We start from the raw sequence: 22,440 nt of genomic DNA, 5'->3' as shown, positions 1-22,440 counted from the left end.
CACATCATCGAAACAGGTATCTGATGATGGATTTACAAATGAACATCACCCTTGTCCTTCGCGCACTGGCCTTGCTGGCATTTGTTGCTGCAAGCACAGCCGTGATTGTCAAACCGGAACTAATTGGCGGCGCCCGCGCGTCGCAGATGCACCACGCCGTCGTGGCCCTTGCCCACGGCTGACGGCAACAGATTGGAGCAACACATGGGCAAACTTGAATATCTCGACGCTTTAAAGCGTGCCATGGCGGGCCTGCCGGTCGAGGCGCAAGCCAAGACGCTGGCTTATTACGAACAGCGCTTCGTTGACGGCGTCGCTGCCGGTCTCTCGGAAGAAGAAGTGGCCAAGGGCCTGGACGATCCGAAAAAGATCGCCATGACGCTGCGCGCCAACACGCACATGCGCGCTTTCGAAGAAAAGAAGAACCCGGCCAACTTCGTGCGCCTGATGGTCGCGGTGCTCGGGCTGGCCATCTTCAACCTGTTCATGGTGGTGCCGGCGATCGTGTATGCATCGCTGCTGGCGACGCTGTACGCCTGCGGCCTGGCGCTCTACCTCGGCGGCGTCGCCGTCACGGCCAGCGGCCTGGCCGGCGCGAGTGAGCTGGTTCTCGACGGGCCCCTGAAGCACTTCGTGATCAACGGCCGCGATGACGACGGCGAACCGCGCCAGGCCAAGGTCACCATCGACGCAATGGGCGTCCATGTGGACGAGAACTACAGGGGCGAAGCAGGCGACGTGCCAGCCAGCGTCGATGTCGACGTCTCCGAGGACACCAACCGCTCCGAACGCGTAATCCGCGGCGCCGAATCGGTGGCTGAACGCGGCATCAAGGTGTACACCGACATGGATGCCGACTCGCGCGCAACCCAGACCGCGGTCGGCCTGGCCATGGTGGTCGGCGGGATCGTGCTGTTCCTGCTCAGCCTCGTCGTCACCCGCTACACCATCGTCGGCATCCGGCGCTACATTGACATGAACCTGTCCCTGCTCAAGGGCGCCTGATCGGATCGGAGTCGCAATGCGAACATTATTAAAAGTTGGCTTCGGCATGCTGGTACTGGCGTTCGCGCTGATCGCCGTGTCCTACAGTATGCTGCGCGCCGAAGGCACCGCCGGATCATCGAACCCCGAAGGCCGCATGGTCGACACTGAAACGCGCACCGTGGATGCGCGCATCACCAGCGTCGACCTGACCGGCCCGATCGACCTGACCCTGCGCCAGGGCGCGGTGCCGTCGCTGACGGTACGCGGCGAGAAGCGCCTGCTGGGCAATGTGGAAACCGTGCAGTCGGGCGATACGCTGGAAATCGCGACCAAGGGCATGCTGCTGCATCACCGTAATCCGCTGCAGGTCGTGCTGGTGCTAAATTCGCTAGAGAGCGTCAGCATCAACGGCAGCGGCGCCAGCACCGTCAACGGTTTCATCGGCGACAAGGCCAACGTGGAGCTGCATGGATCGGGCAACCTCAAGTTCAACGGCCGATACCGCGAAGTGGTGGCGGGCGTGCATGGCAGCGGCGAAGTTGAGGTCAATGGCGGCGCCAGCGAAAAGGTCGCCGTCGAAGTGGTTGGCTCCGGGCAGATGACGGTCGTCGGCTCGACCGAGCAATTCAAGGTAGAACAGACCGGGTCGGGCGACCTGAACGCCCGCCACCTGTCGGCACGGGAAGTCGACGTCGAGCTGATGGGTTCCGGCACATCGATCGTCCAGGCGCGCGAGGCAGCGGCAGTAAGCCTGCGCGGCAGCGGCGACGTGACCGTCCACGGCAACCCGAGCCAGCGCAGCGTCAGCCGCACCGGTTCAGGCGACGTCAGTTTCCGCTAGTGCCCAGCCATGCCAGCGCGCCGTTCGCAGCAGCGCGGGCGCTGGCAAAACACGCTGTCAGCAGGTACCCCCCGGTGGGCGCTTCCCAGTCGACCATCTCCCCCGCGACAAACACGCCCGGCATCGCGCGCAGCATGCCAGATTCCTGGTCGATGGCATCCAAACGCACCCCGCCAGCACTGCTGATCGCCTCGTCGATCGGGCGCGGACGGCGTAGCGTGACTGGCAGGTGCTTGAGCGCGGCGGCGAGTCTGGCCGGATCGGCGAATTCCTGCTTCGACAGGCACTCGTGCAGCAAGCCCGATTTGACACCCTTGATACCGAGCCGGCTTTGCAGGTGGCTCGACACCGAGCGCGCGCCACGTGGGCGCGACACTTCATCCAATACCCGTTCTGCGCCCAGGTCGGGCAGCAGGTCGAGCCAGATGGTCGTGCTGCCCTCGGCCTCGATCTGGTCGCGCAGCGGCGCGGACAGCGCGTAGATCAGGCTGCCCTCGACGCCGGTTTGCGTCACGACGAACTGTCCCTGCTTGCGCGTTATCCGGCCAGCCGCGTCGCGCGCGCTGACCGCCACGGTAATCAAGGGCTCGCCCGCGTGGCGGCTGCTGAAATGCTCGCTCCAGTCCACATCGAAGCCGCAGTTGGCTGGCCGCAGCGGCGCCACATCCACCGACCTGGCCTGCAGGATCGGCACCCAGGCGCCGTCGGAGCCAAGCCGCGCCCAGCTGCCGCCCCCCAGCGCGAGGACCACGGCATCCGCCTCGACTTCAAGCTCGCCTGCGGGCGCCGCAAACAGCAGCTTGCTGCCGCGCCAGCCCAGCCAGCGGTGCCGCATGTGGAACTCGACGCCGGACTCGCGCAGCCGATGCAGCCACGCCCGCAGCAGCGGGGCCGCCTTCATATCGGTCGGGAACACGCGCCCCGAGCTGCCGACAAAGGTCTCGACGCCGAGTCCGTGAATCCAGTCGCGCACGGCGGACGCGTCGAAACGCTCCAGCCAGCGCGCCACCTGCTCCTCGCAGCCGCTGTAGCGCGACACGAAGGCGTCAAAGGATTCCGAGTGCGTGATGTTCATGCCGCCCTTCCCCGCCAGCAGGAACTTGCGGCCCACCGACGGCATCGCGTCGTACAGGTCGACCTTTACGCCTCCAGCGCCGAGGACTTCGGCCGCCATCAGGCCGGCAGGTCCGCCACCGATGATGGCAACTGTTCGTGTACGGGTTGGGCTAAATGGCATCGGGATGGCGCGTGCGATTGGAGGAGCGACATTTTAGTCCAGATCGAAGCGGCAAAGTGGATGTAAAGGACGCTTGACAATGGAAAAATCCCGTCCTAATATGTAAAGCATACTTGACAAGGAGCGATGCCATGCACGAGAAGAAGATCAACCGCACCTACCTCCGCGAGTTCTTTGCCGCGATGTTCGTCTATATGATGCTGCTGGTGGCGGCCAACAAACTGGGTCGCCCGATGGCCGATGGCCTGGCGCGTACCGTTACGCTGGCCAGCCCGATGATCGGCGTGCTGCTGGTGATCTGGGCGATCGCCCGCCACTTCCGCCGCGTCGACGAATTCATACGCCTTCACACGCTCGAGAACATGGCTATCGCGGCCGCCGTCACTGGCGGACTGACGTTTACCTACGGCTTCCTCGAGAACGCAGGCTTCCCCCTGCTGTCGATGTTCATCGTCATGCCGATGATGTTCGGCGTATGGGGCATCGTCACCTGCGCGCGGGCGATGGTCAACAAATGAACAACGCAATACGCGCACTGCGCGCCGAGAACGGGTGGAGCCAGGCAGACCTGGCCGACCTGCTGAAGGTGTCGCGCCAGACCATCAACGCCATCGAAACGGGCCGCTACGATCCCAGCCTGCCGCTGGCGTTTGCCATTGCAAAGCTGTTCTCCAAACCGATTGAAGCGATCTTCACCCCAGACCAGGAGCCAACATGAAACAAGCCGCCCTACTTATCGCACTGATGTTCGCAGCTGGCGCGCCGGCGTATGCGCAGGAAGCGCCGCGCAACCGCTTCGCAGCAACCGAAGTCGCGTCCGAACGCTTTGAAGCCGGCGCCCTCGCGGTAGAACGCCACGGCAAGCGCGGCACGCCGCTGATCCTGATCCCTGGCCTGGCGAGTGGAAGCTGGGTGTGGCAGGACGCGATCCGCACCTTCCGCGACGACCATGTACTGTATGTGGTGACGCTGCCCGGCTTCGATGGCCGCGCCCCAATCCCGGGCAACATGCTTGGGGAGGTGCAGCGGTCGCTGCACCAGTTGATCTCGTCACGCAAACTGGTCAAGCCGGTGCTGGTCGGGCATAGCCTGGGGGGCACGCTGTCGCTGGCGCTCGCGCAGCAGCACCCCGACATGATCGGCGGCGTCGTCAGCATCGACGGACTGCCGGTCTTCCCGGGCACCGAGGACATGCAGCCGGAGCAGCGCCCGCAGCTTGCCGAGGGCATCATGCGGCGCATGGCGGGCCTGACGCCAGCAGCATTCGCCAGCCAGCAGCAGCAATACATGCGCAGCATAGGCGTGGTCGACATGGCGCGCGCCGACGAACTGGCGAAGCTGACGGCTCGCAGCGACCCGGCAGCGACGGTCCAGTACATGGCCGCGGTAATGGGGCAAGATCTTCGCCCGGGGCTGCCGCAGGTGAAGGCGCCGGTGCTGGTGCTGGCCCCGTTCCTGCAACTGGACGCCAACGACCCGAACGCGGGCATGGCCAGCAAAGTTGGCTATTACACCGAGCTGATGTCCGGCACGCCGCGGGTGAACGTGGTCGGCATTCCCGGAGCCCGCCACTTCGCCATGATCGACCAGCCGCAGCGAGTCACCGACGCAATCCGCGCCTTTTTAAAGTCACTGTAAGGAGATGGCCATGAAAAGCACAGGGTTTTGGGTGCGGCGTTACTTCGTTGTCGCCGGCGGCGCCCTCGTCCTGTTGGTGGCGGTCGGCTTGCTGAAGGGCCGCGAGCCGGAGCGCGTGCTGGCCGAGTCGTTATTGTGGGCAGTGGTGACGGCGGCGGTGTTCACCGCTTTCCGCTACCGCAGCGCGCGCAAGGGCGAGGCCTGCGCGCTGTGCCGCGACACGGTCGAGGATTAACCCCCGGTCACCGGCGGGAAGAATGCCACTTCGCCGCCTGCCTCGACGGGCGTATCGGCCGGACACATGACATGGTTGAAGGCGGTGCGCAGCGGGCGGTCGGCGGCAAGCGCGGTCTCCCATTCGCCACCGCGCGCCATCAGGTGCTGGCGCACCGCGCCGACGGTCGTGACGCCTGGCGGCAGCGTCAGGGTTTCTTGTGCGGTTCCGAGCGCTTCGCGCACGCTGGCAAAAAATCGCAGCGTAATTTCCATAGTGTTTCCTAGTGCAGTAGTTCGCTGAATGGGATGAAGCGGACCGTGTCGCCGCCTGTGATGGCGTTCGACGGCGGATTGTCGATCAGCCCATCACCCCAGACCGTAGAGGTGAGTACGCCGGAGCCCTGGTTCGGGAACAAGTCAAGTCCGCCGCTGGCATTGACGCGCGCGCGCAGGAACTCGTTGCGGCGGTCGGCCTTCGGCCAGTTGAAATCGGCGCGCATGCTGAACGCACGCGGGCTGACATCGCCCTGCACGCCTTGGAGGCGCAGGATGAAAGGACGCACGAACAGCAGGAAGGTGATGAAGCTAGACACCGGATTGCCTGGCAGGCCAAGGAAGAATGCCGTGCCCTGGTCGCGTCGCACTTCGCCAAACGCCAGCGGCTTGCCGGGTTTGACGGCGATCTGCCACATGTTCAGGCGCCCTTCTGCCTCCACGGCCGGCTTGATATGGTCCTCTTCGCCGACTGACACGCCGCCCGAGGTGATGATCAGGTCGTGTTCACGCGCGGCGCTGCGCAGCGTATCGCGAGTCGCTTCGAGGGTATCGGGCACGATGCCAAAATCGGTAATTGCGCAGCCGAGGTTCTCCAGCAGCGCGCGCAGGGTGAAGCGGTTCGAATTGTAGATCGCGCCTGGCGCAAGCGGCTCGCCCGGCATCGCAAGCTCGTCGCCGGTGAAGAATACGGCCACGCGCAGCTTGCGCAATACCGGAACAGTCGCCAGGCCGACCGAAGCCGCGAGCCCGAGTTCCTGGCTGCGCAGGCGGGTGCCGGCTGGCAGGATCACGGAACCGGCCGTAATGTCTTCACCTGCGCGGCGGATCCATTCGCCGCTTTTTGGCGCGTGGCGGATGATCACCTGGTCGGGCGCCACGGCTTCGCACTGCTCCTGCATTACCACGGCATCGGCGCCGGCCGGAATCATCGCGCCGGTGAAGATGCGCGCTGCCTGCCCGGGGCCGAGATGCTCGCCAACGTGGCCAGCCGGGATTCGCTGGCTGACAGCCAGGGTGGCGCCGCCGCTGGCGCAATCGGCCGCACGCACGGCGTAACCGTCCATCTGCGTGTTGTCCGCCGAGGGTACATTGAGCGTCGATACCTGCGCGGCCGCGAGAACGCGTCCGTTCGCTTCCAGCGTCGGCACCAGCTCGGTATCGGTGACAGGGCGGGCGGCGCCCATCAGGAAGTCGAGCGCCTCGCTTACCGCAAGCATCGGTTTCTGTGCAGGCTTCATGGTCACAGCCCCGTGTGCTCCGCGATGTAGCCTTTCATCTTCGCTACATCTGGCGGCATGACGATGAACTTTTGCGGCAGCGATTCGATGTCCTCGAAACCGGCTGGGCGTTCGACGTCCATGCCAACAGCTTCCAGGATGGTCTCGTTGAACTTGGCCGCCAGCGCGGTCTCCAGCACGATCATCGGCACGCCAGGCGCGATGTGCTCGCGCGCGACCTTGATGCCGTCCGCCGTATGGGTATCGATGGTGATGCCATAGTCGTCGAGCACTTCGCGAATCGTGTCCAGGCGGTTGGCATGATTGGAGCAACCCGACACGAAACCGTAATTGGCCACGAGGCGGAACTCGTCGCCGTCGCTGCCAGGCTTGCCCGACAGGTCGAAGCCGCCGTCGGTTTCCACTTTCTGGAACAGCGCGCGCACCCGGTTGGCGTCGCGGCCGACGAGGTCATAGACAAAGCGTTCGAAGTTCGACGCTTTGGAGATGTCCATCGACGGGCTGCTGGTGTGATAGGTCTCGGAGGCCTTGCGCACGCGGTAGACGCCAGTGCGGAAGAATTCGTCGAGCACGTTGTTTTCGTTGGTGGCCACGACCAGCTTGTCGATCGGCAGTCCCATCATGCGCGCGATGTGGCCGGCGCAGATGTTCCCGAAATTCCCCGACGGGACGGTGAACGACACCTTCTGGTCGTTGCTGGTGGTGGCTGCGAGGTAGCCGCGGAAGTAGTACACAACCTGCGCGACGACGCGCGCCCAGTTGATCGAATTGACGGTGCCGATTTTCTGGCGCGCCTTGAAATCGAGGTCGTTGGAGACTGCCTTGACCATGTCCTGGCAGTCGTCGAACACGCCTTCGACGGCGATGTTAAAGATGTTCGGGTCCTGGAGGCTGAACATCTGCGCGGTCTGGAAGGCGCTCATTTTCTTGTGCGGCGACAGCATGAAGACGCGGATGCCCTTCTTGCCGCGCATGGCGTATTCCGCAGCGCTGCCGGTGTCGCCGGAGGTGGCGCCGAAGATGTTCAGCTCCGCGTTATTTTTGGCCAGCGTGTACTCGAACAGGTTACCGAGCAGCTGCATAGCCATGTCCTTGAAGGCCAAGGTCGGCCCGTTCGACAGGGCCTGCAGGATCAGGGTCTTGTCGCCATCCTGCTCAAGCACGCGCAGTGGCGTGATGTCGCTGGCCGCCTCGCCTTCGCGGGCGTTGCGGTAGACAGCAGCGGTGTAGGTTCTGGCGGTCAGCGCCTTCAGGTCGGCGTCCGGAATGTCGGTCGCGAACTTCCGGAGGATTTCAAAGGCCAGGTCCGCATACGGCAGCTTGCGCCAGGCATCGAGCTCGCTGCCGGTCACCTGCGGGTATTCGGAAGGGAGATACAGGCCACCATCCGGGGCGAGGCCGCCCAACAGGATGTCTGAGAACTGCTGCGGGGCTTGCGATTCGGCCGCTGACGCAGCGCGGGTAGACACGTAATGCATAGGTGGGGACGTCCGTTTGGGCTAACGCTGGAAAACAAAGCAATGAAATTGATTGTTTATTATAGCCCGGACAATCGTGCCTTACCGCAGTGCGTCATTTTTTCGCTTGCCACCACACTTTGCCTGGTCATTCCCGCGGATGCGGGAACCCATACAAAGCATGGATCGACTGGCTCAGTATGGGTTCCCGCTTACGCGGGAACGACCTGTCAGCAGGCCGGGTGGTTGACGGTCACAACGTGGATGGCCAGCCCGCCCAGCGAGGTTTCCTTGTACTTGTCCTGCATGTCCGCGCCGGTCTGGCGCATCGTTTCGATCACCGAGTCGAGGCTCACGAAGTGGGTGCCGTCACCCTTCAATGCGAGCGACGCTGCCGTGATGGCCTTGATGGCTCCCATGCCGTTTCGCTCGATGCACGGGATCTGAACCAGTCCGCCGATCGGGTCGCAGGTCATGCCGAGGTGGTGTTCGATGCCGATTTCGGCAGCGTTCTCGATCTGCTCGTTGGTCCCGCCCAGTGCGGCGACCAGTCCGGCCGCAGCCATCGCGCACGCGACGCCCACTTCGCCCTGGCAGCCCACTTCGGCGCCGGAGATCGATGCGTTTTTCTTGCACAGCATGCCGATTGCGGCCGACGTCAGCATGAAGTCGCGTACGCCCTTGACCGGGTCGCTCGGGCGGCAGTCCTCCGCGTAGTAACGCAGTACGGCCGGGATGATGCCCGCCGCGCCGTTGGTAGGCGCGGTGACTACTCGGCCGCCAGCCGCGTTTTCCTCATTCACCGCCATCGCGTACAAGCTGACGCAGTGCAGCGCATCATGCGGCAGGTCGTTGGTGCGGTCGCCGCCCTTGTCCTCGGACTGCTTCCACAAGGTCGCAGCGCGGCGCTTCACATTCAGGCCGCCAGGCAGCTGGCCGCCGGTGACGAGACCGTGGGCGATACAGTCGCGCATCACGTGCCAGATCTTGTCGATGCCGGCGTTAAGTTCATCTTCGGTCATGCGCACGCGCTCGTTCGCGCGCAGCATCTGCGGAATCGACAGGCCGGAGGTTTTACCCTGCGCCAGCAACTGTTCCATCGTATCGAACGGGAATGGAACCGGGGTCGATGGCGCGGCGTCGGGACGTCCTTCCGCTTCACCGGCGGCATGAATAAAACCGCCGCCGACCGAATAGAACACCTTCTCCATCACGCTGCCATCGGCCATTTTGAGCGTAAAGCGCATGCCGTTTGGATGTTCGGGCAGGCTGGTACGCTTGTGGAACACCAGGTCGGTGCTGCGGTTGAACGGCACTTCATGCGTGCCGAGCAAGCGCAGTTTGCCATCGAGCTCCACTTCGGCCAGCTGGTCTTCGACCGCGTCCGGGTCCACGTCCTGCGGCGTTTCGCCCATCAGGCCAAGGATGACTGCCTTGTCGGTTGCGTGCCCTACCCCGGTCAGGGCCAGCGAGCCATACAGGGCCGCCTCGACGCCAACGGCATTGTCCAGCGAACCGCATTCGACCAGGAAGCGGCGCGCGGCCACCATCGGTCCCACGGTATGGGAACTCGATGGCCCTATGCCGATTTTAAACAGGTCGAATACGCTCATGTCCATTGGTTTGTCTCTTTATGTTTTATCTTTTTGGGTGCTGCAGGTCAGGCGGCTTTGGTCAGGCCGACGTCGATATTCTCGAGCATGTCGGTGACCATCTGATCGAGGCCGATGCGGGCCTTCCAGCCCCAGTCTGCCGTTGCACAGCTGTCGTCCAGGCTCTTTGGCCAGGTATCGGCGATCGCCTGGCGGCTGTCCGGCGCATAGGCGATCTTGAATTCAGGGACCGAGCGCGTGATCGCGGCGGCCAGCTCGGCCGGGTTGAACGACAGGCCGGCCACGTTATACGACGAGCGGATCTGGACCTTCTCCGCGGGCGCGTCCATCAGCTCGATGGTAGCGCGGATCGCATCGGGCATGTAGATCATCGGCAGCGTGGTTTCAGGGCCGAGGAAGCAATCATAACGCTCGCCGCGCAGCGCCGAGTGGAAGATGGCGATCGCGTAATCGGTGGTGCCGCCGCCCGGTGGCGACTTGAAGCTGATGATGCCAGGGTAGCGGATGCTGCGTACATCGACGCCGTACTTGGTGAAGTAGTACTCGCACAGGCGCTCGCCGGCCAGCTTGCTGATGCCGTAGATCGTGGTCGGGTCCATCACGGTGTACTGCGGCGTATTGACCGCTGGCGTGTTCGGGCCGAAGGCCGCGATCGACGAAGGCCAGAAGATCCGCAATGGCTTGCCCGCCGCGCCGCGCTCGCGCGCCACCTCTAGGATGTTGAGCAGGCCGTCCATGTTCAGGGTCCACGCCTTCAGCGGGGCCTGTTCGCCAGTGGCCGACAGCAGCGCGGCCAGCTGGTACACCTGGGTGATCCCCTCGTCGGCGACAAACTTCGCCAGGCCTGCTTTATCGAGCACGTCGAGCTGGGTGTAGCGCGCGGCCTTGTAGACATTGGTAGCGCCGATGTCCGATGCGATGACGTTCTGCGCGCCGTGCTGCAGGGCCAGCGCCTCTACCAGTTCACTGCCGATCTGGCCGTTGGCGCCGATGATGAGAATGCGTTCCATGATGATCCTGTTGTTCTTAGTTCTTGAGAATGCCCAGCTCGCGCCCGGCCTGTTCGAATGCCTTGAGTACCGTTTCCAGCTGCTCGCGGGTATGCGCCGCCGACAGCTGGACGCGCACGCGCGCCTGGCCCATCGGTACTACCGGATAGAAGAAGCCCGACAGCAGCACGCCCAGCTCATACATTCGTGCGGCGAATTTCTGCGCCACCGGCGCCTCGAACAGCATCACCGGCACCACCGGATGGGTACCCGGCTTGATGGTGAAGCCGATGCGCTCGATCTCGGCGCGGAAGAAGGCGGTGTTCTCGTGCAGGCGGTCGCGCAGCTCGGTCGACTTCGACAGGCGCTCCAGCACCGACAGCGAAGCGCCGGCGATCGAAGGCGCAAGGGTATTCGAGAACAGGTAAGGACGCGACTTCTGGCGCAGCGTGTCGACGACTTCCTTGCGCGCCGAGGTAAAGCCGCCCATCGCGCCGCCCAGTGCCTTGCCCAGGGTGCCGGTGATGATGTCGATACGGCCCATGACGTTGTGGTGCTCGTGCGTGCCGCGGCCGGTCTTGCCCATGAAGCCCGAAGCGTGGCACTCGTCGATCATGGTCAGCGCGCCGTACTTGTCGGCCAGGTCGCAGATCTTGTCCAACTGGGCGATGGTGCCGTCCATCGAGAACACGCCATCGGTCACGATGATCTTGTGGCGCTTGCCCGCGGCGGTTGCTGCCTGCAGTTGCGCTTCGAGGTCGGCCATGTCGTTGTGGGCGTAGCGGTAGCGGCCAGCTTTGCACAGGCGGATGCCGTCGATGATGGACGCGTGGTTCAGCGCGTCGGAGATGATCGCATCATTCTCGTCGAACAGCGGCTCGAACACGCCGCCGTTGGCGTCGAAGGCGGCCGCGTACAAGATGGTGTCTTCGGTACCGAGGAACTCGGACAGCGCTTTTTCAAGCTGCTTGTGGACGGTCTGGGTGCCGCAGATGAAGCGCACCGACGACAGCCCGTAGCCGTACTTCTCGGTCGCCTCGATCGACGCCTGCTGCGTCTGCAGGTCGCCCGACAGGCCGAGGTAATTATTGGCGCACATATTAATCAGCTTGCGGCCATCTTCGGCCACCACTTCGGCGCCCTGGCGCGATGCGATCACACGCTCAGGCTTATACAGGCCCTGCTCGCGCAGCGTGTCCAGGTTCTGCTGCAGGCCGCTGAAAAACGCGTTTTTGGCTTGGTCGCTCATCTTTATCCTCGTGGTGGTGGCGCCGGTTGCTTGACCGACTGTTGCACAATGCTGTACCGTAGTTCCAGATTTCGTACCTGTTCGATCATCTCGCGTTAATCCGATATGTCGAACTCGAATTCAATATAATGGATATTACCCAAGGCCAGTGAAGTTGGCAAGCAACAGTTTGGGTAATCCAACAACTTGCAAATTACATAAGCGTGCTGATGAACACACCCCTGTCGACCAATTCCCCACCTGAAGTCGGGGCCACGCTGCAGCGGCTGCGCCTTGCGCGCGGCCTGACGCTGGAGGACCTGTCGCGTATCGCGGGCGTATCGAAGTCGATGTTATCGCAGATTGAACGTGAAAAAGCGAATCCGACCATTGCCATCACGTGGCGGCTGGCCAACGCTTTGGGCGTGCCAATTGGGGATTTATTGGCCTCGGACACGCGCGAGGTCGAAACGATCCGGGTGCTGGACGCCCACGAGACGCCCACCCTGCCCGGCGCGCACGCCGGCTACATCCTACGCATCCTCGGCCCGATGGAAATGGCCGGCAAGTATGAATGGTACGAACTGACGCTGGCGCCCGGTGGCGAGCTGGCCTCGCAGGCGCATGATCCCGGCACCAGCGAGCACCTGACGGTGACGCACGGCTCGGTGGAAGTAGAAGTCGGCGCCAGCAAGCGCAAGCTCAAGCTCGGCGGCACGGCCCGCTATCCAGCGGACCAGGACCACGTTATCCGCAACACCGGCAAATCCGAAGCCAAGGCCCTGCTGGTCGTAGTCCACCGCTAACTATTGCCCAAATCGGGGTCAGACCACACGTTTTCTGGAACATTTCAGACGATATTGCCCAAATCGGGGTCAGACCACACGTTTTTTGGAACATTTCAGGCGATGCCGCCTCTTTCCGCGCGGCATCGGCCGATTCTGCAAGGACCTTACGGAGTGACCGTCGCGCCGCTCAGTTGCGCCACACCGGCCAGCGTGGTTTGGGCGGCATTCAGGCCCAGCATGAAGTCCTTGTCCGAGTATGTGCTGAAGACGTCGCTCGGCTGGTGCCAGTTGGGATTCCATCCCGCGCCGATGTGCATGCCGCGTTCGTTCTCGCGCAGCGAGACCGCCGGTACCAGGTCCATGAACGGCACCGAATCGGTATTGGTCATGTGCGGCCCCACCATGGCCGGATACGCGCTGGCGTACTTGCCGTTGGCCGCGTGCAGTACCCATGCCAGTTTCGAGGACGCCTCGGCCTGTTTCGACGCCGACTGGAATTCGATGTTGACGTCCGCTTCGGCACGCTGCTCCTTGGGCGACACGTAAATCGGCTGGCCCTTGTCGTCCAGCACCGCCTTGCCTTTGGCGTCGAGCTTGGGGATCGGCATGCCGTGATCCCACAGCATCATGTCATGCTGGATCACGCCCAACCAGGTCGGCTCGGGAAACTTGCCCGACCCTTTCGGCGATTCGATCCCCTGCAAGCCTTTGCGCTGCTCGACATAAGCGCGCGCGCCGTTCAGGCCCGTTTCCTCGTTATTCCAGATTGCAAAGCGAATCGAGCGCGCCGTCTGCACGCCCGGGGCGTTGAGGATGCGCGCCAGCTCCATCACCAGCGCCGTGCCCGACCCATCATCATTCGCCGCTTCACCAAAGCCGATGCCATCCATGTGGGCGCTGACGATATACATTTCGTGCGGATGGGTGGTGCCGACCTTGGTGCAGTAGATGTTCTCGCGCCGCGATGTGCCTACAGGCGTCTGCTCGGCATTGAGCGCGCGCAGGCGTGCGTCGGCCTGCAGCATCGGATCGTTGTTCACACCGATCGGAGCGCGATTGCCGAACAGCGTGCTGCCGCCCTGGCCCGGAGGACCGCCACGGCCGCCGCCCGTTTTTGGCACCGGACGCGGCGGCGCCGGCGTGCCTGCCGGCCGCGGCGCCGGTTCGGTGTAGTCGTATTGCAGGCGTTCGGTCTTGCAGCCGTACGCATTGAGCTGCGCCTCGATCCAGTCCAGCGCCTTGCGGTTGCGCTCGGTCCCCTGGCGGCGGTCGCCGAACCGGGTCAGGCCCTTGATCGTGGCCTTGTATTTTTCCAGGTCGAGCTGGCCCACCAGTGCGGCGACCGGATCGGCCGCAGGCGGGGCAACGGTTGCAGGCGCCTGCGCCCACGCCGAGCTTGCAGCCAGCGCGAGCGACAGGCCGAAAACGGCCAGGGATGATGTCGGTGTCATTCAGGTCCTCTAAACGGTAAGCCGGCGCGCCCCGTACGTACAGCCTTCGCCGTACGCGGACAATCGCCGCGGGACCATGAATATACACTGGCCCTGCCCAGAATTTCAGTAAATAAAAAAGCGCACGGGCCGGGCCGCGTGCGCTTTTTCATGTGGTGCGTTGCTAATTACTTCGCAGCGACTTTCGCCGGTTCGCTGATCTTCAGCGCGCGCGACAGGAAGCCCCAGCGGTCCGCGACTTCTTCAATCACTTTCGCCGTCGGCTTGCCTGCGCCGTGGCCGGCTTTGGTGTCGATGCGGATCAGGATCGGTGCGCCGCCAGCTTGCGCAGCCTGGGCGGCAGCAGCAAACTTGAAGCTGTGCGCAGGCACAACGCGGTCGTCGTGGTCAGCGGTGGTGACCATCGTCGCCGGGTAGCAGCTGCCCGCCTTCAGGTTATGCAGCGGCGAGTACTTGACCAGCGCCTTGAACTCGTCCGGGTTTTCCGATGAGCCGTAGTCCGAGGTCCAGGCCCAGCCGATCGTGAACTTGTGGAAGCGCAGCATGTCCATCACGCCGACCTGCGGGATCGCCGCGCCGAACAGTTCGGGACGCTGCGTCATCGCCGCGCCAACCAGCAGGCCGCCGTTGCTGCCGCCGCCAATCGCCAGCTTCGATGGCGAGGTGACTTTGTTGGCGATCAGCCATTCAGCCGCGCCGATGAAGTCGTCAAACACGTTCTGCTTTTGCAGCTTGGTGCCCGCCACGTGCCATTGCTCGCCGTATTCACCACCGCCGCGCAGGTTGGCAACCACATACACGCCGCCCATTTCCATCCAGGCCAGGTTGGCTGGAGAGAAGGTCGGGGTCAGCGAGATGTTGAAGCCGCCGTAGCCGTACAGGTAGGTCGGGTTGCTGCCGTCCATCTTCAGGCCCTTCTTGGACACGATGAACATCGGCACCTTGGTGCCGTCGCGGCTGGTGTAGAACTGCTGGCGCGTTTCGTACTGGCTTGGGTCGAAGTCGACTTTCGGCTGGCGGAATACCGTGCTCTTGCCGTTCTTCAGGTCGAGGCGGTAGATGGTGGTCGGGTTGGTGAAGCCGGTGAACGAGTAGAAGGTCTCGCTGTCCTTGCGCTTGCCGTTGAAGCCCGATACCGAGCCGATGCCTGGCAGCGCGATCTCGCGCACGGCCTTGCCCTTGAGGTCGAAGACCTTGACCATGCTGCGCGCGTCGGCCAGGTATTCGGTCACCAGCTGGTTGTTCAGCAGGCTGGCGCCCATCAAGGTTTCTTTCGATTCCGGAACGATCTGCTTCCAGTTCGCTTCAGCCGGCTTGCGTACATCGATCGCGACGATGCGCTTGCGCGGCGCGTTCTTGTCGGTGGCGAAGTACATCACCGGACCGTCGTTGTCGATGAAGTCGTACGATGCTTCGAACTCATCGACCAGTGCGACCACCTTCGCGTCGGCGCGGCTCAGGTCCTTGTAGAACACGCGGTACTTCGGCGCGGTGCCCTTGGTCGCGGTGATCAAGAGGTATTTGCCGTCATCGGTGACTTCCGCGCGGAAGCCCCATTCCTTCTGGTCAGGGCGGTCGTACACCAGGGTGTCGGCGCTCTGCGGCGTGCCAACCTTGTGGTAGTACAGCTTCTGGAAGTAGTTGACGTCAGCCAGCTTGGTCGCTTCTTTCGGCTCGTCGTAGCGGCTGTAGAAGAAGCCCTTGCCGTCCTTGGTCCATGCGGTGGCAGAGAACTTGACCCACTTGAGGTGGTCCGTCAAATCCTTGCCGGTCTCGATGTCGCGCACTTTCCATTCGTTCCAGTCGGAACCGGACGCGGCGGTGCCATAGGCGAGCAGCTTGCCGTCAGGGCTGACCGCGGCGCCTGCCAGCGCGACGGTGCCGTCGGCCGCGAGGGTGTTCGGGTCGAGCAGCACGCGTGGCGTGTCGCCCAGGGTTTTCATGGTGTAGAGCACCGACTGCGGCTGCAGGCCGTCGTTGCGGGTGTAGAAGTAGCGGCCGCCTTCCTTGTACGGCACGCTGAAGCGTTCGTAATTCCACAGCTTGGTCAGGCGCTGGCGGATGTTTTCGCGCTCGGGGATCTGGCCGAGGTAGGCTTGGGTGACCTTGTTTTGCGCATCGACCCACTCCTTGGTCTCGGCGCTGTTGGCATCTTCCAGCCAGCGGTACGGGTCGGCAATCGTGGTGCCGTGGTAGTTGTCCTGCTGGTCGACCTTTTTGCTGGCCGGGTAGGCGATGGTAGCGCCTGCAGGGGCGCATACTTGCGCCATGGCCGGTGCGCCGAGTGTGGCGAGCAGGCCGACGAGAATGGATGCATGTCTCATTTGCATAGGTATTGGCATCTTTCGGTGAAGAGTCGTGAGGCTGGGAATTGCCGACAAGATGATAACGCGAAATGATGCTGCTGGCGACCTCCGGGCTTGCACCGGCGGCGGATGTGGAAATGATGCGTGCCGCGTACTTACAAGCCCCGTTCGACGTGGGTCAGGCGGCCGTGTTCCATCACCCAACGGCGCGACATGTCGAGGGCGGAGCCGATCTCGGCGGGAGTGAGGCGGCGCGCCACGATGCTTTTGTTGGCGCTGGCGGTCTGGTCGCCGGCGTCCGCGGCAAGCAGCATCCACATGTACTGGCGCACCGCGTCGCGCGCCACCCCGCGGCCGCTGCCGTACATGCCGCCAAGGTTGTACTGGGCCAGCGCATGGCCTTGCTCTGCCGCCTGGCCGTACCAGAACACGGCCATGTGGTCGTCCTGCGGGACGCCCTGGCCGTTGGCGTACATGACGCCGAGATTGTTCTGCGCGCTGGGGTCGCCCTGCTCGGCGGCGATGCGGTACCACTGGGCGGCCTGCACTTCGTCCTTGGGCACGCCCTGCCCGGTCGCGTAAATGACGCCGAGGTTGAACTGCGCGTTGGGCGCCCCCTGCTCGGCGGCGCGGCGGTACCATTCCAGCGCCTTGCTTTCGTCGCGTTCGGTGCCGCGGCCGTTGGCGTACATGCTGCCGAGGTTGTACTGGGCCATCACATGGCCGTGCTCGGCCGCGCGCTGGTACCAGACCAGCGCCCTCGCCTCGTCGCGCTCGACGCCTTGTCCGCTGGCGAGCATCGTGCCCAGCTTGTATTGCGATTCCTTGTCGCCCTGGTCGCCCGCGCGTTGCAGCCAGGCGCAGGCGCGCAGCGGGTCGGCGCGCACGCCCAGGCCGTCGGCGTAGGCGAGGCCCAGTTCGCGCTGGGCGCCGGCGTTGCCTTGGGCGGCGGCCTGGCGGAACCAGCACAGGGCTTGCGCGGCGCTCGCCTCCACCCCCAGCCCGCGCTTGTACATCATGCCCAGGTGAAGCTGGGCAATCGCGTCGCCTTGCACCGCGGCCTTGCGGAACCATGCCATTGCCAGCGGGTAGTTGACGGCGGCGCCGCGCCCGTACAGGTAGCACTCGGCCAGCAGGCTCTGGGCGCTGGCCACGCCCTGCTCGGCGGCGCGGTAGAACCATGCCAGCGCCAGTTCGTGGCTTTGCTCGACGCCGCGCCCTTTTTTATACATTTGCCCCAGGTTCTGCTGGGCCGAGGCGTCGCCTTGTTCGGCGGCATGGCGGAACCAGTAGACTGCCTCGACATCGCTTTTTTGCACCCCGCGCCCGTTGTAGTACAGGGCCCCCAGGTGGTTCTGCGCGAACGCCAGCCCTTGCAGCGCGGCCTGGCGCAGCCAGCGGAAGGCGCGCGCGTAGTCGCGCTCGATGCCGTCGCCTTTTTTGTACATGAGCCCCAGGTTGAACTGCGCATAGGCGTTGCCGGCCTCGGCGGCGTGCCTGAACCACACGTAGGTCTGATAGTTCTCGCGGGAGATATTCTGGCGATTCATTCGCATCCTCCGGCTCGCGGGCCGTGAACTTGCAGGATCGGGCGGCGGCGGGCGCCAGGAAAGACAGATAACTATTGATAAAATCTTAATTCGTGAAGGATGCGCCGGTTTGACTGTGCACAAGCGTGCTATCGGCGTGGCGCGATATGGGGGCGCAAAAAAACCCCGGAATGATCTCTCACAACGGGGTTGATTTCAGCAGGAAACGCTTCGGCGCGTTTCCTGCCATTGCACCGGCTTAGAAGCGGGTGCGTACGCCGAACACGAAATTGCGGCCCGGGAGGGGCGACACGTCCTTCAGCAGCGAGGTCGACATGCGGATGTCTTCGTCCAGCAGGTTCTTCGCCAGCAGGAACCAGGTCAGGTCGTGGTTGCGGTATTTCTGCGTGTACGACAGGTTGGCGCCGACCTGGGTGTAGGCCGGGGTTTCCGTTTCCTCGAAGCTGGCCAGGCGATCCTGTTCCAGCGCGCGCATCACCGACAGGCCGCTGCGGATCGCGCCCTTGCGGTAGCCGATGTCGAAGCCGACCCGCGTTGCAGGCTGCAGCGGCAGGTTGTCGCCACGCTCGAGCTTGCCGCGCGAGGTGTCGGCAAAGGCGCGCGCCGACAGGCCCTGGCCCTGCTGGTTGTAGCCGATTTCCGCTTCGGCGCCGCGGATGCGGGCGTCGGCCTGTTCGAAGATGCGTTCGCGCAGTTCTTCACCTTCTTCCTCGACCAGTACGCCGGTGACGTGGCCGTAGACGAAGTCCTTGACCTTGTTCTCGAACAGGTTGGCCTTCCAGCGCAGCAGGCCGGTGGTCTTCTGCAGGGTCAGCTCGATGTTGTGCGAGGTTTCTTTCTTGAAGTTCGGATTGCCGATGTCGAAAGTTTCGGTAGCGTGGTGCGGGCCTTCCGAATACAGCTCCTCGGTGGCCGGCGCGCGCTGGGCCACCGACAAGGTCAGGCCGGCGCTGTAGCCCGGCATGACCGGATACATGCCGCCGATCGAGTACGAGGTCAGGTCGAACTCGCGCTTTTGCATGCCGTCCGGACGGCGCTTGACGGTTTCCAAACGCACGCCCGCGTTCATGCGCAGCTTGCCGAAGTCACGCTCTTCCACCAAAAAGCCCGCCACCGAGGTCGAATGGGTAGCCGGCACCGTGGTGTGTTCTTCGTGTTCGCTCAGTGCCGCAAAGTGGGTGTTCTCGGTCTGCATGCCCAGCGTACCGTGCCAGCCAGCGACCGGCTTGTGGGCCAGTTCCCAGCGCGATTCGAGCGAGCGGTTGGTGAACCTGGTTTCCGGCTCGTTGTCGGCATCCAGTTCCGTGTGCTCGTAGTCGGTGTAACCGAGCTTGAACTTGAAGCTTTCGAAGCCCTGCAACGGCGTGTTGACCAGGCTGTCGATGTCGTAGCGGGTCTGCGACTGGTCGATGCGCGCGCCCTCGCCGCTTGGAATGCCGTAGAGGCTGTCCAGCAGCGACACCGAAGCGCCCACATGGCCCCACTTGCCGATCAGCGATGCGCCGGCGCCGCCGGTTTCCTGGCGGGTGAACGAATCGCCCAGGCGGGCACGCCCGGAAGCCTCGTCGCCCAGCACGCGCGGGCCAGGAATTTCATAGTCATGCGCGCGGCGGATGTTGCCGTCGACGTGGAAGCCAATCGCCCCAGCCGATCCATCGACCGAGCCGGATGCGTTGCGCGACTCGTCGACCGTGCCGTAGCGAACTTCCGCCTGGCCGACCGGCTTTTCTTCGAGGTGCGTTGGAATGCGTTCGTTGACAACGTTGACCAGGCCGCCGATCGCGCCCGAGCCGTACAGCAGCGCAGCCGGGCCGCGCAGGATTTCAATCTGGCGCGCGACCGCGCCCTCGGCGGCGACCGCGTGGTCGTTCGACAAGCCGGACACGTCGGAAACGGCCATGCCGTTTTCCATCATCTTGACACGCGAACCTTCGAGGCCGCGGATGATCGGCCGCGATGCGCCCGGGCCGAAGCCTGAGGCGGACACGCCAAGCTCCTGCGACAGCGTTTCGCCCAGCGAGCTGCCGACCTTGTCGCGCAACTCGTCGCCGGACAGGATCTTTGCCGGGGTCAGGATCTGGTCGCCTTCGCCGGCACGGAACGGGGTGGCGGTAACGACAACTTTCGGGATCGCCGCCTCCGGGGACTGGCCTTGCGGCGCGGACTGGGCGTGGGACAGCGTGGACAATGCGGACAAGACCGCAGCGGCGGCCAGCTTACGTTGGAATTTCATTGATAACCTCAAGCAAAACAATAGGACAGGCGAACGCCAAGCGGGCCATTACGGCCGCGAGGAGCTTGGAAAAGGCGGTGCTGTCAGGCTTGGGGCGGTGCGCGGGGATTGAACCCGCAGGCGACCCGGGCGCAATGCGTGCCGGTGTCGGTGGAGATGAAGGCGGTGGCGGCGTTATCGCCGGCGCAGAAGGTGCGATGCGTCGAGCCCAGCGGCGCAACCAGCTGGGCCAGGGCCAGGCAGTGGTCGCACGTCTGGTCCTGGGCAACGGCTGACGACAGGCTGCTGTCGTCATAATCGTGTGGCTCGGCACTTGCGCTGTGCAAGGTGCCGGTCCAGTGCGACAAGGCATGCGCGAACGCCATCTGCTGCGACAGCAGCAGTAACAGCGACAGCAGGATGCGATTGACAACTTGACGGCTCATAATTGCCGCCATTGTAATGCGACTCAGGCTACTTGGGGAACCGTATTCTCCTGCGCGTATTTATGCAGGTAGGCTGGGACCTTGGCGGCGGCAAGCTTGTTGACCGACACCAGCAGCTGCGGTTCGACCGACGGCAGGCGGTAAGTGGCGCCGAGATGGCTGCCAATGTGGCTCAGCACTTCGGCCGCCACTTCGGCATCGGACTCGGCGCGGTGGGCGGCGCTGCGGAAGCGGATGCCGAGCTGGCCCGACAGCTGGCCAAGCTTGTAGCTCGGCATGCCGGGGAAGATGCGGCGCGACAGCTTCAGCGAGCAGACCAGCCCGGCGTGCGCGGTGGCCAGCCCCAGCCGTTCACTTTCCGCCTTCAGGAATTTTTCGTCGAAACTGGCGTTATGCGCCGACAGCATGTCGGTGCCGATGAAATCGAGGAGCTCGGGAATGATGCGCGAGACCGGCGGCGCACTGTCCACCATGTCCTGGCTGATCCCGGTGAGCGCGGTGATGAACGATGGAATGCGCGCGCCGCAGTTGATCAGGGACACGTAACGCTCGGTAACCCGGCCGCCGACGATGCGCAGGGCCGCCACTTCGGTCACCCGGTCGCCCATGGCCGGCGACAGCCCGGTGGTCTCGAAGTCGATCATGACGATCGGTTTTTGTATCATCGCGTATCCAAACGTTTAGCCAAACTTGCGTACTGCATCCAGGGCCAGTCCGGCGCCGATGCTGCCGAACAGGTCGCCTTCGACCTTGCGCGCTTTTGGCAGCAACGCGCCAAGCCGCTCGCGCAGCATCGGCACACCGCTCGATCCACCCGTGAAGAAGACGGTGTCGACCGATTCCGGCGCGACGCCCGCGTCGTTCAGCATGCGCGTGACGGCCTGCTCGCAAGACAATACCAGATGTCCGGTGGCGGCTTCAAAACGGTCGCGCTGCAAGGTCAACATGTCCGGGGGAGACAGGCGGTCAAGGTCGAGGGTGGCGGTGGCGGCGTCGGACAGCGCGATCTTGCCCTCCTCCATCTTCATCGCCAGCCAGTGGCCGGAACGGTCTTCGATCAGGTTCTGCAGGCGAGCCAGCCGGGCCGGTTCTTGCGCGTCGCGCACCAGGTCTTCCAGCTGGGCGGCGGCCTTGCGCGTGTAGGCCTGGTTGATCGTGTGCCAGGTTGCCAGGTTGAAGTAGTAGCTGGACGGGATTTCGCTGTTGTTCCTGAGCAGGCTCTTATAGCCCAGCAGCGGCATCGCCGAATCCAGGCTCAGGTACTTGTCGAAGTCGGTGCCGCCGATGTGCACGCCGCCGGTGGCCAGGATGTCGTCGCGGCGGTCGGCCTTGAGCGCGCGCTGCGGCGACAGCCGGACCAGCGAGAAGTCCGAGGTACCGCCGCCAATGTCGGCGATCAGCACCAGTTCTTCCTGGCTGATCTGCGATTCATAATCGAAAGCGGCGGCGATTGGCTCGTACTGGAAAGCAATGTGCTGGAAGCCCACCGAACGCGCCACCTCGGCCAGCGTGTCTTCGGCCAACTGGTCGGCGGCGGTGTTGTCATCGATGAAATACACCGGGCGACCGAACACGGCGCAGGTGAATTCGCGGCCTGCCGCCTGCTCGGCGCGGCGCTTGACCTCGCCGATGAACTGGGCCAGCAGCAAGCGGAACGGCAGCGAGCGCCCCGCCACTTCGGTCTGGCCGTCGATCAGGCTGGTGCCGAGCAGGCTCTTGAGCGAGCGCATCAGGCGGCCTTCATAACCTGCCAGGTAGCCGGCCAGCGCGGCGCGGCCGTAGCTGACCTCTTCGTCCTCGGCGTTAAAAAAGACCACCGACGGCAAGGTTGGCTTGCCGTCTTCCAGGGTCAGCAGCGCCGACGCCAGTCCGGCAGGCTGCGCGCCCGCACGCTCGCCAATCCAGCCGACGGTGGAGTTGGAGGTGCCGAAGTCGACTCCGCAAGCAATTGCCATGTGACCCTTCCT

The 22,440-nt window shown here is 64.0% G+C and carries 22 protein-coding genes; 8 read left to right on the top strand and 14 right to left on the bottom strand.

The genetic code is table 11. The annotated features are described in order from the left end of the window. Window positions 1–38: 38 nt before the first annotated feature. From LMJ30_RS16255 to LMJ30_RS16245, 3 genes are read left to right on the top strand one after another with little or no spacing between them, the layout of a single operon-like run. Complete coding sequence (locus tag LMJ30_RS16255; protein ID WP_229433379.1) at window positions 39–182, top strand: hypothetical protein; 144 nt, start codon at window positions 39–41, stop codon at window positions 180–182. 22 nt (window positions 183–204) lie between these two features. Continuing rightward, complete coding sequence (locus LMJ30_RS16250) at window positions 205–1,005, top strand: DUF1700 domain-containing protein (RefSeq protein ID WP_229433378.1); 801 nt, start codon at window positions 205–207, stop codon at window positions 1,003–1,005. A gap of 16 nt (window positions 1,006–1,021) precedes the next feature. Continuing rightward, window positions 1,022–1,828 carry a GIN domain-containing protein gene (locus LMJ30_RS16245; protein WP_229433377.1) on the top strand — a complete coding sequence of 269 codons (807 nt, stop codon included), beginning with the start codon at window positions 1,022–1,024 and terminating at the stop codon, window positions 1,826–1,828. Here the strand turns inward: LMJ30_RS16245 and LMJ30_RS16240 are convergent. Continuing rightward, on the bottom strand, window positions 1,815–3,065 hold the full coding sequence (locus LMJ30_RS16240; RefSeq protein ID WP_229433376.1) for a TIGR03862 family flavoprotein: 1,251 nt from the start codon (window positions 3,063–3,065) through the stop codon (window positions 1,815–1,817). The genes LMJ30_RS16245 and LMJ30_RS16240 overlap by 14 nt on opposite strands. Window positions 3,066–3,196: 131 nt before the next feature. Here LMJ30_RS16240 and LMJ30_RS16235 point away from each other — a divergent pair, with 131 nt between their 5' ends. Genes LMJ30_RS16235 through LMJ30_RS16220 form a run of 4 tightly spaced genes read left to right on the top strand, consistent with a single transcriptional unit; the run spans window position 3,197 to window position 4,938 of the window. Beyond that, window positions 3,197–3,583 (top strand): hypothetical protein, encoded by a 387-nt coding sequence (locus LMJ30_RS16235; RefSeq protein ID WP_229433375.1) that lies wholly within the window; start codon window positions 3,197–3,199, stop codon window positions 3,581–3,583. Continuing rightward, a complete protein-coding gene (locus LMJ30_RS16230; protein WP_229433374.1) occupies window positions 3,580–3,783 on the top strand; it encodes a helix-turn-helix transcriptional regulator in 204 nt (67 codons plus the stop codon). The genes LMJ30_RS16235 and LMJ30_RS16230 overlap by 4 nt, the downstream gene beginning before the upstream one ends. Beyond that, window positions 3,780–4,703 carry an alpha/beta fold hydrolase gene (locus LMJ30_RS16225; protein WP_229433373.1) on the top strand — a complete coding sequence of 308 codons (924 nt, stop codon included), beginning with the start codon at window positions 3,780–3,782 and terminating at the stop codon, window positions 4,701–4,703. The genes LMJ30_RS16230 and LMJ30_RS16225 overlap by 4 nt, the downstream gene beginning before the upstream one ends. A gap of 10 nt (window positions 4,704–4,713) precedes the next feature. Further along, on the top strand, window positions 4,714–4,938 hold the full coding sequence (locus LMJ30_RS16220) for a hypothetical protein (protein ID WP_229433372.1): 225 nt from the start codon (window positions 4,714–4,716) through the stop codon (window positions 4,936–4,938). Here the strand turns inward: LMJ30_RS16220 and moaD are convergent. From moaD to kbl, 6 genes are all read right to left on the bottom strand, one after another. After that, window positions 4,935–5,192 carry a molybdopterin converting factor subunit 1 gene (gene moaD, locus LMJ30_RS16215; protein WP_229433371.1) on the bottom strand — a complete coding sequence of 86 codons (258 nt, stop codon included), beginning with the start codon at window positions 5,190–5,192 and terminating at the stop codon, window positions 4,935–4,937. The two genes, LMJ30_RS16220 and moaD, sit on opposite strands and share 4 nt — an antisense overlap. An 8-nt stretch (window positions 5,193–5,200) precedes the next feature. Next, window positions 5,201–6,433, bottom strand: coding sequence for a molybdopterin molybdotransferase MoeA (locus LMJ30_RS16210; protein WP_229433370.1), 1,233 nt, complete (start codon window positions 6,431–6,433; stop codon window positions 5,201–5,203). 2 nt (window positions 6,434–6,435) lie between these two features. After that, entirely contained in the window at window positions 6,436–7,911 is a 1,476-nt protein-coding gene (gene thrC / locus LMJ30_RS16205) for a threonine synthase (RefSeq protein WP_229433369.1), read from the bottom strand. Window positions 7,912–8,120: 209 nt separating this feature from the next. Next, on the bottom strand, window positions 8,121–9,509 hold the full coding sequence (locus tag LMJ30_RS16200; RefSeq protein ID WP_229433368.1) for an L-serine ammonia-lyase: 1,389 nt from the start codon (window positions 9,507–9,509) through the stop codon (window positions 8,121–8,123). A gap of 41 nt (window positions 9,510–9,550) precedes the next feature. Continuing rightward, entirely contained in the window at window positions 9,551–10,513 is a 963-nt protein-coding gene (locus LMJ30_RS16195) for an NAD-dependent epimerase/dehydratase family protein (RefSeq protein WP_229433367.1), read from the bottom strand. A gap of 16 nt (window positions 10,514–10,529) precedes the next feature. Next, window positions 10,530–11,741, bottom strand: a complete 1,212-nt coding sequence (gene kbl, locus LMJ30_RS16190) for a glycine C-acetyltransferase (RefSeq protein WP_229433366.1) — start codon at window positions 11,739–11,741, stop codon at window positions 10,530–10,532. Between the two features lie 209 nt (window positions 11,742–11,950). On the opposite strand from kbl, the gene LMJ30_RS16185 reads away from it, so the two are divergent. Next, window positions 11,951–12,526, top strand: a complete 576-nt coding sequence (locus LMJ30_RS16185) for a helix-turn-helix domain-containing protein (RefSeq protein ID WP_229433365.1) — start codon at window positions 11,951–11,953, stop codon at window positions 12,524–12,526. A gap of 146 nt (window positions 12,527–12,672) precedes the next feature. Here the strand turns inward: LMJ30_RS16185 and LMJ30_RS16180 are convergent, their stop codons facing one another. From LMJ30_RS16180 to LMJ30_RS16150, 7 genes are all read right to left on the bottom strand, one after another. Continuing rightward, the gene (locus LMJ30_RS16180; protein ID WP_229433364.1) at window positions 12,673–13,959 is read right to left on the bottom strand and encodes a M28 family metallopeptidase; all 1,287 of its coding nucleotides are present in this window, start codon (window positions 13,957–13,959) and stop codon (window positions 12,673–12,675) included. A 167-nt stretch (window positions 13,960–14,126) separates the two neighbouring features. Further along, window positions 14,127–16,289, bottom strand: coding sequence for a prolyl oligopeptidase family serine peptidase (locus LMJ30_RS16175; protein ID WP_229433363.1), 2,163 nt, complete (start codon window positions 16,287–16,289; stop codon window positions 14,127–14,129). A gap of 131 nt (window positions 16,290–16,420) precedes the next feature. Continuing rightward, complete coding sequence (locus tag LMJ30_RS16170; RefSeq protein ID WP_229433362.1) at window positions 16,421–17,815, bottom strand: tetratricopeptide repeat protein; 1,395 nt, start codon at window positions 17,813–17,815, stop codon at window positions 16,421–16,423. Window positions 17,816–18,053: 238 nt separating this feature from the next. After that, window positions 18,054–20,048 (bottom strand): TonB-dependent receptor, encoded by a 1,995-nt coding sequence (locus tag LMJ30_RS16165; protein ID WP_229433361.1) that lies wholly within the window; start codon window positions 20,046–20,048, stop codon window positions 18,054–18,056. An 83-nt stretch (window positions 20,049–20,131) separates the two neighbouring features. Continuing rightward, the gene (locus LMJ30_RS16160) at window positions 20,132–20,473 is read right to left on the bottom strand and encodes a hypothetical protein (RefSeq protein ID WP_229433360.1); all 342 of its coding nucleotides are present in this window, start codon (window positions 20,471–20,473) and stop codon (window positions 20,132–20,134) included. Window positions 20,474–20,496: 23 nt separating this feature from the next. After that, a complete protein-coding gene (locus LMJ30_RS16155; RefSeq protein ID WP_229433359.1) occupies window positions 20,497–21,138 on the bottom strand; it encodes a 3'-5' exonuclease in 642 nt (213 codons plus the stop codon). A gap of 15 nt (window positions 21,139–21,153) precedes the next feature. Continuing rightward, window positions 21,154–22,428 (bottom strand): Hsp70 family protein, encoded by a 1,275-nt coding sequence (locus tag LMJ30_RS16150; protein WP_229433358.1) that lies wholly within the window; start codon window positions 22,426–22,428, stop codon window positions 21,154–21,156. Window positions 22,429–22,440: the final 12 nt, after the last annotated feature.

Source organism: Massilia agrisoli (assembly GCF_020831365.1).
In the GTDB taxonomy this organism is placed as follows: Bacteria; Pseudomonadota; Gammaproteobacteria; order Burkholderiales; family Burkholderiaceae_D; genus Telluria_A; species Telluria_A agrisoli.
This window is presented reverse-complemented; position numbering and strand designations above follow the sequence as displayed.